The sequence below is a fragment of the Maribacter arcticus genome (assembly GCF_900167935.1).
GTDB lineage: Bacteria > Bacteroidota > Bacteroidia > Flavobacteriales > Flavobacteriaceae > Maribacter > Maribacter arcticus.
This window is the reverse complement of sequence record NZ_FUYL01000001.1, coordinates 491391-504054: the sequence shown is the minus strand read 5'-3', so window position 1 is coordinate 504054 and position 12664 is coordinate 491391. Positions and strand designations below refer to the sequence as shown.

The 12664-nt window shown below is 36.2% G+C and carries 12 protein-coding genes; 6 read left to right on the top strand and 6 right to left on the bottom strand.

The annotated features are described in order from the left end of the window. Positions 1 to 36 precede the first annotated feature (36 nt). Positions 37 to 777 (top strand): arylesterase, encoded by a 741-nt coding sequence (locus B5X55_RS02355; RefSeq protein WP_079510962.1) that lies wholly within the window; start codon positions 37 to 39, stop codon positions 775 to 777. Here B5X55_RS02355 and B5X55_RS18950 read toward each other — a convergent pair. The 3 genes from B5X55_RS18950 to B5X55_RS02340 form a co-directional block, all read right to left on the bottom strand. After that, positions 774 to 1013: a hypothetical protein gene (locus B5X55_RS18950; RefSeq protein ID WP_143814382.1), complete on the bottom strand. Its 240-nt coding sequence runs from the start codon at positions 1011 to 1013 to the stop codon at positions 774 to 776. The two genes, B5X55_RS02355 and B5X55_RS18950, sit on opposite strands and share 4 nt — an antisense overlap. 326 nt (positions 1014 to 1339) lie before the next feature. After that, positions 1340 to 1576 carry a DUF3316 domain-containing protein gene (locus B5X55_RS02345; RefSeq protein ID WP_079510958.1) on the bottom strand — a complete coding sequence of 79 codons (237 nt, stop codon included), beginning with the start codon at positions 1574 to 1576 and terminating at the stop codon, positions 1340 to 1342. Between the two features lie 182 nt (positions 1577 to 1758). Continuing rightward, positions 1759 to 2442, bottom strand: a complete 684-nt coding sequence (locus B5X55_RS02340) for a peptidoglycan DD-metalloendopeptidase family protein (protein WP_079510956.1) — start codon at positions 2440 to 2442, stop codon at positions 1759 to 1761. A gap of 101 nt (positions 2443 to 2543) precedes the next feature. Between B5X55_RS02340 and msrA the strand changes: the two genes are divergently transcribed. The 4 genes from msrA (at position 2544) to B5X55_RS02320 (ending at position 8807) form a co-directional block, all read left to right on the top strand. After that, on the top strand, positions 2544 to 3251 hold the full coding sequence (msrA, locus tag B5X55_RS02335) for a peptide-methionine (S)-S-oxide reductase MsrA (protein WP_079510955.1): 708 nt from the start codon (positions 2544 to 2546) through the stop codon (positions 3249 to 3251). Positions 3252 to 3327: 76 nt separating this feature from the next. Next, positions 3328 to 4704, top strand: a complete 1377-nt coding sequence (locus tag B5X55_RS02330; RefSeq protein ID WP_079511091.1) for a 3-keto-disaccharide hydrolase — start codon at positions 3328 to 3330, stop codon at positions 4702 to 4704. Positions 4705 to 4707: 3 nt separating this feature from the next. Beyond that, positions 4708 to 6036 carry a Gfo/Idh/MocA family oxidoreductase gene (locus B5X55_RS02325; RefSeq protein WP_079510954.1) on the top strand — a complete coding sequence of 443 codons (1329 nt, stop codon included), beginning with the start codon at positions 4708 to 4710 and terminating at the stop codon, positions 6034 to 6036. A gap of 437 nt (positions 6037 to 6473) precedes the next feature. Further along, on the top strand, positions 6474 to 8807 hold the full coding sequence (locus B5X55_RS02320; RefSeq protein WP_079510953.1) for a TonB-dependent receptor plug domain-containing protein: 2334 nt from the start codon (positions 6474 to 6476) through the stop codon (positions 8805 to 8807). Between the two features lie 313 nt (positions 8808 to 9120). Here the strand turns inward: B5X55_RS02320 and B5X55_RS02315 are convergent, their stop codons facing one another. The 3 genes from B5X55_RS02315 to B5X55_RS02305 are packed head-to-tail and all read right to left on the bottom strand — an operon-like array spanning position 9121 to position 11636. After that, a complete protein-coding gene (locus B5X55_RS02315; protein WP_143814381.1) occupies positions 9121 to 10551 on the bottom strand; it encodes a hypothetical protein in 1431 nt (476 codons plus the stop codon). Then, positions 10523 to 11107, bottom strand: coding sequence for a hypothetical protein (locus B5X55_RS02310; RefSeq protein WP_079510950.1), 585 nt, complete (start codon positions 11105 to 11107; stop codon positions 10523 to 10525). The genes B5X55_RS02315 and B5X55_RS02310 overlap by 29 nt, the downstream gene beginning before the upstream one ends. Next, positions 11091 to 11636 (bottom strand): RNA polymerase sigma factor, encoded by a 546-nt coding sequence (locus B5X55_RS02305; protein WP_079510949.1) that lies wholly within the window; start codon positions 11634 to 11636, stop codon positions 11091 to 11093. Before B5X55_RS02305 ends, B5X55_RS02310 begins: the two co-directional genes overlap by 17 nt. Before the next feature lie 104 nt (positions 11637 to 11740). Here B5X55_RS02305 and B5X55_RS02300 point away from each other — a divergent pair, with 104 nt between their 5' ends. After that, the gene (locus B5X55_RS02300) at positions 11741 to 12649 is read left to right on the top strand and encodes an aldose epimerase family protein (protein ID WP_079510948.1); all 909 of its coding nucleotides are present in this window, start codon (positions 11741 to 11743) and stop codon (positions 12647 to 12649) included. Positions 12650 to 12664 lie beyond the last annotated feature (15 nt).

Sequence of the window (12664 nt, the reverse complement as noted above, 5' to 3'; positions counted from 1 at the left end):
ATAAGCAAATGATTTTGAATCTAATAAGCTAAGACTATGTTGAAAGTATTAAAGTTTCGTTATTTTTTATGGGCACTCGTGCTTATTGGATGTGGAGAAAGACCAGAAAAAAAACAATCAGATGGCCCTACCAAAGAAGTTAGTGCTGCCGAAAATGAGGTTATTGACACAAACCAGAAGGTAATAATGTTTTATGGTAATAGCCTTACAGCCGCTTATGGCTTAGATACAAAGGAAGGATTCCCAAATAGAATTCAGCTGCGTTTAGACTCTTTAGGATTAGAATATAAGGTCATTAATTCTGGATTGAGTGGAGAAACAACATCTGGCGGTTTAAATAGACTTGATTGGGTACTGAACCAACCTGTCGATATTTTTGTTTTAGAGTTGGGTGCTAATGATGGACTAAGAGGAATACCTATTTCTGAATCGATGAATAATCTTCAATCAATGATAGATATGGTTAAAGATAAAAATCCTGAAACTATACTAATTTTAGCCGGTATGCAGATACCACCAAACATGGGTACAGATTATACTTCTCAATTTATGGCAATGTATCCTGCATTGGCAGAGTCTAACGAAATTCTGTTAATACCTTTTTTATTGGAAGGTGTTGCGGGTATACCAGAATTGAATTTAGAAGATGGCATACACCCAACCGCAGAGGGGCAAAAAATAGTAACTAATAATGTCTGGGAAATTTTGGAATCAGTTGTACTACCAAAAACGAATACTGAAGTAACCACAGATATCGAAGTTGATGAAGTAAATTAAGCAAAAAGTGTTTTTAGCGTCGTAGGTTTAAATTTTAAAGCTTGTTTAACTCTAGCATTTTTAACTTTGAAAAACCTTGCAGCTGTTTGGTAACCCTGAGTATTAATTTCAGATTGGCCTATTATATCTACCATGGGCATTGTAAAAGACTGCACTTTGGTAACGGGTAACTTATGTTGAGCTTGGGACTTGGTTCCCAAACAGACAACAAGGAATAAGAAAATAATTGTACGCATAATAAGTAGGTAAATTTGGTTTGTAGATAACCCACTCATTGTAAGTAAACGTATTTCGAATTCGACAAAATGCTCAATTTTTACGATGAAAGTATATGTTTTCGATGTATTACCTATTTTTGTAGTCCTTTTTCCTACAAATACTATTGTAGATTATCGGTGATTATGTGCCGTTTATCGATTTAGCAATCATATTCCTACATCTATATTGATTTCCTATTTTGAATATAATTGATTGTTTGCTTCGCAGATGATGTCTAAATTCACTTTCTTGAAGATATAATAAGATTAGAATACTGTTAAGTTTTTTGATTACCTATATAAGATTATGCCATTTTAGGTTTGTTAGCTTTAGTTGTGAAATTCAACTCTCTTTTTATTTTTGAATCCTTTGACTTGTATAAACGCGCTACTTCAGTTTTCGCTTCAAGATTTAATTCGTAAGATGTTTCAGTAACGATTGTCATTTCAATAGTTTCAACTTTTACATCAGTAGTAGCGTTTTGAGCTTGAGCAGTAAAGCTTAAGAAGATGATAAAGATGATTGTAAGTATTGTTTTCATGACTTGCGTTTGTTACACTTATAGAACGCAGTAGGCCTTGATTCACTAGGTGGTGAATCGCTCAAAAACACATATTACTCGTTATTTTACACGTACTCAGTTGAAGTGTAATATCTGGTCGATAAACAGCACATGCCTCAAAATCACCATATCGATTAAAGGTGCGGTTAATCGACACAGGCTTACTTCAACTTCAATAAAATATTAGGGTCTGGGCAGTTTTCCTGATAAAAGGACAATTGTTCTTTGGCGCATACTCCAGGATAGTCTCCTATGTTACCCTCTAAATTGCGTATTATTTGAAAATGTAGATGTGGGGCATAATTGACATTTATATCAGGTGTACCTAATCTGCCAATGGTATCACCAGCTTTAAATTCTTTATTAATAAAAAGTCCGTCCAAAGAATCTACCGACAAGTGGCCATATAAAGTGTAAAAGGTATGATTACACAAAACATGCTTCAATATAATCGTTGGTCCGTAATCACCAATGACATTATTATTTTTAAAACTATGCACCATGCCTTTTACAGGAACAATAACTTTAGTTAAGGCATTACACCAATAATCTATTCCCAAATGAATGTTTCTAATAGGGTTTGTACTAGAGGTGAAACCTTCCTTATCATTATATAGGTTACGCTCTTCTAAATAGCCCCCATATGCTATTAATCCTTGCTTATCTTTTAATACGCTATCAATATAATTTTGACAAACAGCATAGTCAGTGATATCTAAACCCATTAACTCCTCATTATCCTTAGAAAGGTTTAAGGATACATATTCCTGAATAGGAATTGCCGTATCTAAAATAGAAATAGGGTTTGTGGTATAAGATTTAAGGTCTTCAAGCAATGTATCCATTTCCCAAAAATATAATATCCTTTTATCTAGTTAACATTTTTTAACCATTTTCCTCGTAAGGTCTTTGTAAATTACCTACAAATTGCTAAAAGAAAATTGCCATGAAATTATTACAAATAACAGTATTGGCCTGTGCTACATTACTAGCTACAAGTTGTCAATCTAAAGTCAAGAAAAATACCTTATCAGAAAATACCGAAAACACTGAAATTGTGAACGAAGAAGTTGATGAGGCTGTAAAACTAAGTGCCCAACAACTAAGTAAATATGAAACCGCCTATTTTGCTAGTGGTTGTTTCTGGTGCGTAGAAGCTATTTTTGAGAGTGTTAAAGGAGTTAAAGAGGTTATTTCTGGCTATGCTGGTGGCAAACAGAAGAACCCTACTTATGAAGACGTTGGTTATGGTAAAACCGACCATGCAGAGGCTGTAGAAGTCTATTATGACCCTAAAGAAATCTCCTTTACCGAATTAGTTCAAGTTTTCTTTGGTTCTCACGACCCTACCCAATTAAACGGACAAGGTCCTGATCGCGGTAGACAATACCGTTCTATTGCCTTTTACAAGACCGATGAACAAAAGAAAATAATAGAAGGATACATGCAAGCACTTACAAATCAAAATGTATATGGCGGCCATCCAATTACAACTGAAGTCACCCCTTTCACGGTTTTCTATAAGGCAGAATCTTATCATCAAGATTACGAAAAAAACAATCCTAATAATTCATATATTAAAAATGTATCTATTCCAAGATTAAACAGGTTTAAAGAAAGCTTTGGAGATTATCTAAAGAAGAGTGTCCACTAAAAGGTCTCCCAAAAAATTGTTATATTCAAGCGCCCTACCGGGCGCTTTTTTTATAAACCATAATTTACCAAAACCAATGAAATCAAATATCAATTTTCTGCTCTTTACCTTAATTCTATCTACGTTGATAAGTTGTAACCAAAAACCCAAAGACGATACCCCATGGGTAAATCTTTTTGATGGAGAAACTTTAAATGGATGGACACAGCTCGGTGGCGAAGCCACTTATGCAGTAAAGGATAACTCTATTGTAGGCACCACGGTTCATAATACACCCAACTCATTTATGACAACTGACAAGATGTATGGTGATTTTATTTTAGAATTAGATTATAAGGTAGACCCTAGTATGAATTCTGGCATACAAATTAGAAGTAATAGCTTACCGCACTATATGGATGGTCGTGTTCATGGATATCAAATAGAAATAGATCCATCTGAACGAGCATGGAGTGCTGGTATTTATGATGAAGCAAGAAGAGGTTGGTTGAACCCAATGACCAATAACCCTGAGGCTCAAAAGGCATTCAAGCAAAATGAATGGAATCACTACAGAATAGAGGCCATCGGCGACACCTTAAAAACGTGGATTAATGATGTACCTGCAGCTTACTTAATTGATGATAAAACAGCCAAAGGTTTTATAGCGCTTCAAGTGCATAGCATCTCTGATGAACAGAAAGACGGTACCGATATTATCTGGAAGGATATTAAAATTTTAACCGACAGTCTTTCTAAGTATTCAAGAAAAAGTACATTGACACCAATAAACACAAAAAATGCATTAGGTGTTGACGAATTGAAAAATGGTTGGAAAATGTTATGGGACGGCGAAACTGCAAATGGTTGGCGAGGAGCCCGTTTAGATGAATTCCCAACAATAGGATGGGAAATTAAAGATGGCATTTTGACAGTACTACCATCAGGAGGTGAAGAATCTGCAGCAGGTGGTGATATTGTTACTAAAGAGCTATACGGTGATTTCGAGTTAATGTTAGATTTTAAAATTACAGAAGGTGCTAATAGTGGTATCAAATACTATGTGGATACCGATATTAATAAAGGGCCAGGTTCTTCAATAGGTTTAGAGTATCAAATTTTAGACGATGCTAGACACCCTGATGCGAAACTAGGAAATCATGATGGTAGCCGTACCGTAGCTTCTCTTTATGACCTTATTCAAGCAGATGTAAATAAGCCTATGAATGCACCAGACGAATGGAATACGGCTCACATTATATCTAAAGACAATCACGTAGAACATTGGTTAAACGGAATGAAAGTTTTAGAATATGAACGCAAAAGTGACGACTACCGAAAATTAGTATCAGAGAGCAAATATGCTCAATGGCCAAATTTTGGAGAAGCTGAAAAAGGGCATATCCTTTTGCAAGATCATGGAGACAAAGTTTCCTTTAAAAACATTAAAATAAAATCAATCATTAAAGAATAAGCTATGACTACTAGAAGAAACTTTATTAAAAAAACCTCAGCAGGTACAGCAGCGGTAACTTTGGGCAGTTTAGTCTTTCCAAGTAGTTCGTATGCAAATATTCTTGGCGCTAACGACCATATCAATTGTGCAATTATTGGAGTGCGTAGTAGGGCAAAAGCGCACGTAATGGCTATTCATAATGATAAAAATGCCAAGATTATATATTCTTGTGATGTCGATGATGTGATTTTGCAAGAACATAATGTGTGGTGCCAAGAAAATATAGGATACATACCTAAAATAGAAAAAGACTTTAGAAAAGTATTGGAAGACAAAGATGTCGATGCAGTATTCATTGCTACACCAGAACACTGGCATGCACCAATGGCTATTTTAGCTTTACAAGCAGGAAAGCATGTTTATGTTGAAAAACCTTGTAGTCATAACCCGTATGAAAATGACCTTTTGGTCGAAGCACAAAAAAAGTATGGAAAAAAAGTGCAAATGGGGAACCAACAACGTTCTGCAAAAACTTCTATCAGTGCCATAAAAGATATAAGAGAAGGTATTATTGGTGATGTTTATAAAGGAGAAGCATATTACTCTAATAATAGAGGTTCTATTGGTAAAGGGAAGGTTATTGATGTTCCTTCCACATTAAATTGGGATTTATGGCAAGGACCAGCACCAAGAGAATCGTACAAGGATAATATTCACCCTTACAATTGGCATTGGTTTCGTACTTGGGGTACAGGTGAGGTGCATAATAATGGTACACATGAAATAGATATCTGTCGATGGGCATTAGGTGTAGACTTACCAGAAACAGTTACATCTTTTGGAGGTAAATATACCTTTCAAGACGATTGGGAATTTGTAGACAACCAACAAGTAACCTACACTTTTGCAGATAATAAATTTTTAACATGGACAGGCCATAGTCGAGGAATGATGAAACCAACGCGACCAGGCCGAGGAAGTACGATATACGGCTCTAAAGGAAGCATTATGCTTGACCGTAATTTCTATCAACTTTATGATTTGGACGGAAATCTCTTAAAAGAGGAACTTGAAGGTGGCTCAAGCGAAACAACCAATACAAGAGGTGAAGGACAATTAGATACAAACCATATTTCTAATTTCTTTGCAGGTATTAGAGAAGATAAAAGTCTTAATTCTGATATAAGTGATGCGAGTGTTTCTACCATGCTATGTCATTTAGGAAATATGGCTCAAGACGCAGGAGAAACCTTAAAGATTGATTCCACTACTGGAAAAATAACTAATAATGCTAAAGCAATGGAGTCTTGGAAACGCACCTATGCTGAAGGATGGGAGCCTGTACTATAAAAATACTTCTATTCAGAAAAGTATACTTAGACCACTTGAGCTAAACATAGATCAAGTGGTCTAATCATATTACACATGAAAAAAAATCAAGTATTCGACAACAATGAATGACCAAGCCGTCTACAAATAGTCCCCTTAACTTATTATTTATTAAATAGTTACAATATTAATACGTATGGATTATTCTTTTTTCTAACTTAGAAGAACACTTAAACATTCTATTAATATGAAAAAATTAAGTTCTATCGTTATCATTGGGTTACTTAGCGCGCTATCGATTGTTTCGTTTACGAGCCTCCCACAAGAATACCTACTCTTGAAAAAAGTAAAGTCCAAACTTTTGGACTACAGCCGTAATCAATCTCCTGAAAAAACATACCTACATACAAATAAAAGATTTCTATACCAATGGTGAAACCATTTGGTTCAAAACCTATTTGGTCGATGGTATTTCGCACAATGGTTCCGAAAAAAGTAATGTTGTGTATGTAGAGTTGGTTGACAAACAAGGCATTGTGGTGGCCCAACGTAAATTATTCGTCGATGAAGTTGGGGCCTCTGGTGATATTGAAATTGATCAAAACATAGCACAAGGCGATTATACCCTACGTTCATATACCAAATATATGCTCAACGAGCAGGAACCCGTTATTTATGAGAAAAATATACCCATCTTCGTACAGCAGATAGGTAATACCGTAAGTCCTGACCAGATTCCCGTAACACAATATTTGCAGGGTTTTGAAGAAAACATGGGAAAGGCGGTCTCCGGCAGACCAAGCATTAAATTCTTCCCAGAGGGGGGCCACCTTGTCAAAGGTTTACCCGGCACAATGGGTCTAGAGGTACTTGACGAAAAGGGCAATGGCCTGGCCCTGAAGGGCTTTATCAAAGATTCCAAAGAAAATATCATAGAGACTTTCGAAAGTCTAGAGTTTGGCCTTGGCAGTGTAGGGTTCACCCCTTTACCAGGTGTGCAATACCATGCCAGTGTAATTCTCAACGGTATAGAAGAAAAGTTCCCCCTTCCTGAAGCATTGCCAAACGGTTACGTGCTTAGTCTAAAAAACAGGAAAGACCATGTTTTGGTACAGGTGTCTAGTACTACCCAAAATGGACTTGAGGGGACCCTGTTGATAGGACATTTAAGGGGCGATATGATTTTTAAACGCATTGGAAACGCTAATGACAATGCGGCCTATGCTACAAAGATTTATACCAAAGAACTTCAAGATGGTGTGGCACAGTTCACCCTATTTACCCCTAACGGAGAACCCATAAGTGAACGCCTGATCTTTATAGACAACCCTGAAAACGATACCCATTTAACCATTTCCTCTCCCACTACAACCTATGGCATGCGCGAAAAAGTAGAACTCAATATGGTTTTAGTGGATGGAAAGGGGGCTCCGCTTAACGGTGACTTCTCTATGGGGATCGTGTCCAAAAACGGAAGCAAGGGCACAGCATCGACCAACAATATAAAAAGTTGGCTCTTGTTAGATTCCGATTTGGGCGGTACCATTCAAAACCCCGATTATTTCTTCGCCGATGATGCTAAAGAACGTAAATTCTTATTAGATGCACTTATGCTCACCCATGGTTGGAGAAGGTTCGTCTGGAAAGATATGCTTTCTGAAAAAGTGGACAAGACCCCTGACTACGCTCCTGAAAAAGGGATCATGATCACCGGAAAAACCACTAGGTTCGGCAACCCCAACAAGGCAAAAGAGACCGTTGCCACCCTAAACCTGTACGATTGGCCCGATCTCATCAACTCAAAGCAAGAGACCAATGCCCAAGGAGCCTTCAGTTTTGGCCCATTTTATTTCAATGACAGCATTGAGGCCACCGTTGAGGCGTATGATTCTGTGCCCAAATGGGCATACAAACGAAAGAATCTCTCTGTTTTAGTCGATGAGCAATCTCCCAAACTAGACTCAGAACTTGGAAAGACAAAGCGTACCGACCGCCAGACCATTGAACTGAGCCAAGAGTATCTTAGGGATGAATATCTGAAAAAAGTGACCGATTTTAACTACGATCCCAAAAAAGTAACCCGTTTGGATGAAGTTATTGTCAAGGAAAAAAAGAGAATGAGGGAAGAAGTTTTAAGAAAGAATAACCCTCGTATAACCAACGGCCCCTTTACTATGACCGTTTATAATGATTCTATCCCAGGTTCTGAGGCCATGAGCGCCATGGATTTGGTTGGGCGCTTGCCTAGGGTACAAGTCGCTGGCGCATACCCCAATCAATATGTAAATATTCCAAGTATGAGCATGAGTACCTTGTTCGCTTGGACCGGCCCTTTGTTTTTAGTGGATGGTGTCCCAACTGATCAAACCTTTATCCAATCTATGCGGGCCAACGAGGTTTCTTATATTGATTTGGTGACTGGTTCAGATGCCGCAATTTTTGGATCTAGGGGTAGTAATGGTGTTATTGCCCTTTATACCAATGACCTTTATGATCCAAACGAACAGAACGCAGAGGTATACCCCGGTATTGTCAACTTCAAAATTCCCGGTTTCTACAAGGCACGGGAGTTCTACAAACCTAACTATATTAAGGAAAGTCCTGAAAAACCAGATTACCGCACTACCTTGTTCTGGAAGCCCGAAATTACTTTGGACGAGGAGGGTAAATCGGCAATCGATTTTTTTACAGGGGACAAGACCGGCGAGTACTGGGTAAAAGTTGAAGGTATTACCGAAGACGGGAGGCCTGTCAACGGCTTTTACGATTTAGCGGTAGTTGAATCAAATTGACAAACGAATGTTAGTTTAAAAACACACATCATAGACTATACATTTTTTTAGACCTAAAAATGTACAAAGCAAATACGTTAAGAATATTTTTCAAGTAATGCCAAAGGACATTTAACGATTCAATTAGTATAAAAAAGAAAGTTCTATCATTGTCGTTAGCGTGTTTTTTGGTGAAAGAGGCGTCACAAAACCACCACCACACTAAAAGCAAAGACCACTAAAAATTTATAGGATAATAAGGTCTTCTTGGGAAGGTAATATCAAAAGTAAAGGAGCGAAAAAAAATTTTGGCACATTACAATTACTATAGTAATTAGTGGATTACCACCTCACTATAATCTGATGTAATTACAACAGAACGATTACTGTTTTCTTTTAAATAAGAGCCTTTATTAATAATTGAAGTACCATTTTTAATCTGCTCTAACTTTAAAGTAGCTGGTACCTTAAGAGTAGAAGAATTACCCTTAACATAAACATCTGTAGCCACTTTTGGCAATGATAGGTTTAATTCCCCATTTCGAACACTAATATCTAATTCTTTAAAATCTGGCCCCAATTCTAGTATATGTACTGCACCAAAGTTGTTTTTTATAAAAGCATTTTTAAGCAGTTTATTTATTGTAACGGCAGAGGATGTTGTTTGCAATTGCAATTGAACAACTTCAGACAATAATATTTCTTCTGAATACGAAGTGCTTAATTGGCCATAATTCCATTTTTGAACATTGACAGGTGAATATGAAGCCGAAACATTAGTTTCTTGCCCATCTATGGTAGCTGCCCAAAGGCTTGAATGCGAAAGTTTCGCATTCAAGTTTTTGGTATTCGCTGCTAGTTTTACTTCTCCATGACGTACATCCATTTTTATACGGGTAGACTTAGGTAACTTAATTTTTATGATTTTTTTTATTTTATAATTCTTTTGGCCTTCATTCGTATTCAAATAGAAAATATTTGGTGCGTTGATTAAACTATCTCGTCTTAAAAAAGCAAAGCTCCTTATCGAATCTATTTCTGCAAGACGATGTTCACGGTCTCTTTCACGCTCTCCAAGCCGCTGTTCCATTTCTTTGGCACGTTCTTCCATATGCTTAATGCGTTCTTCATTTTGTTTCTCCATACGCTTTTCCATTTCCTCAGCTTGCCCTTCCATTTTTGAAGCCCATTCTTCTAAACGTTCTTGATGCTCCTTATCAAAGCTTTTCTCAAAATTCTTTTGCCATTTTTTCATGTACTTATCCCCATCTTTTTGATATGCCTCATAATCAAATGAAAACGCCTCTGTTCGAGGTAATGGCGGCATATTTGGAAAAGGCGCTATTTGCGGCATATTCATAACAAAAGATGCTATTTCTGGTATTTCAATATGTAAATCACTATGGTCAAATTCAAAATCCGTTGCGTCAATAGAAAAGAATGTATTGTTTCTTGATTTTGATGCTATAGTAACTTTTTTACTATTACCTAATATTTCAATTGGATTACCCTTAAAATAAGCATCCGCCTCTTCTTGGGTAGCGCCTTCTAAGGTGATGGTGGCCGTAATGGCCACCTCATCTTTGTCCCACGTTTCAAATTCAATATCAGCATAACTGGTATTGATGTCTAAAACGGCATCATCTGCCACAATAAAACGTTCTTGAAATGTTTTACTTTCCTTCTGGGCAAAAAGCCCTCCGGTCATTAAAAGTCCTAATGCAATGATGAGTTGCCTAGATACTATTCTCTTGGATCTGTTCATTTTTTGATAATTTTAATTCGTTTAACTTCCTTTTTAATTTCTGTAATAATTGTAGTCGTAATTGTAAATTCTCTATAAGTGCAGTTATTGTTTGGTCGTTGGGGCCCAACTCCTTTAACTCTGTGTTTAGTTTTTTATACTCTAAGTTCAGGTTATTAAGTTGTTCCATAAAACCGTCTATTAAATCTTTGGTATCAGGCGATACTTCTAGCCTCGCTAATTCTAGATTAATATTGGCCACGTAATAATTTTCTACTTTTTTAAGGTCTGGAGATAGGTCACCGAAAGTAAATTCAGTTTGTTTTTCATTGATAGAGTCGCTATCCACAACTGTATTCTCAACATTACTATTTTCATTCAATAAAAGATAACCTACACCAAAACTTAACATGACCATTATCGAGGCAGCAACTTTTAACCAGGCTCTATTTGGTTTTTTACTTTCAGGCAATGATTGCTGAAGTTTCTCTAAAAAGCGCTCTTCATGGCCATTACTTATGGTGAATTTTTGCTCTCGCTTTTCTTTATTGAACATTTCCCTAAGATCCTGTTCCATATTTTTTTTCTTTTAATAGTTCTTTTAAGTGTCCTTTTCCTCGTAACAATCTTGTTCTACAGGCAGATTCTGAAATATTCAATACCTGAGCAATTTCTTGATGGTCATACCCTTCTAGCAAAAACATGAGTACAACGTATTTATATTTACTTTGTAAATCATCTATTGCACTTCTCACCTGTTCTATACTAATTGTCGATGGCACATTCCAATTATTATCATCTTCTACAACCTGCATATACCCTTCATCTAAAGCCACAACATTATCTTTTTTTGACTTTAGAAAATCAATGCTCTTATTAATAACAATTCGCTTTAACCATGCCCCAAAAGTTACATCTCCCTTAAACTGATGTAATTTTTGAAAAGCCTTTATAAATGATTCTTGTAAAACATCTTCTGCATCATCTGTATTCTTTACAAATCGCATAGCAACGATAAACATACCATCACAATATTTTCTGTACAGTTGCAACTGTGCAGTTCTATCATTTGCTTTACATTTCTCTACGACATTGCTTTGAAACATCGGTTGAATAGGTTGGTTTAAGTTTGTTGTTATAATAAGGACGTTAGAAAAAAAAGAATGTTGCAAAAATCTTTATTTTTACATTGTATAATTAATTCCTCCCTTTGAAACAAGTTACGATTTCCAATAAGTTTATAACCCTCATGGTGCTTGATTATGGCGCCACAATTCAAAAATTACTGGTAAAAGGTAAGGACGGTAACTATACCAATGTAGTTGTTGGTTTTAATCATCCTAGCAGATATCGATTAGATGATAATAAACTTGGTGCAAGTATAGGGCGTTATGCTGGTCGTATTTCTAAAGGAGGATTTGAACTTGACAGAGAAAAATTTTACTTATACCATGAAGATGGAGTTCATTTACACGGTGGCAAAGAAGGTTTTCATCATAAATATTGGACTATTGATGAAGTAAACAATGATGATAACCCCTCAGTTAAACTTTCTTACAAAAGCAAACATTTAGAAGAAGGTTACCCTGGCAATCTTACCGTAAGTGTTACCTATAAACTAATGAATAATGCATTACAGGTTATTTACGAAGGAACTACAGATAGAAGCACAGTTATTAATCTTACCAATCATTCTTATTTTAAACTTGATTCAGACCCGTATATAGACGATTATGAATTGCAATTAAACTGTCCGTATAGACTTGAAATGAATGAAAATTTACTTCCTACGGGAGACATTATTCCTGTAAGAAAATCTGAATATGATTTTTTATTGCCAAGAAAAATTGGAGTACAACGCTTAGATACAGTTTTCATTAAAGATATTGGCAATGAAAAAGTTGCAGAAGTACATTCAAAAACCTCTGGTCTTTCAATGAAGGTATATACCAATCAACCAGCGGTAGTACTATACACACCTTCAGATTTTCCAGGTATTTGTTTTGAAACACAGAATTATCCTGATGCTCCTAATCAACCAGATTTCCCTAAAAGCGTCTTAAGGCCAGGTGATATCTATAACAACATCTCTATCTTTAAATTTGATAGTATACCCTAATATGTAATTTAATAT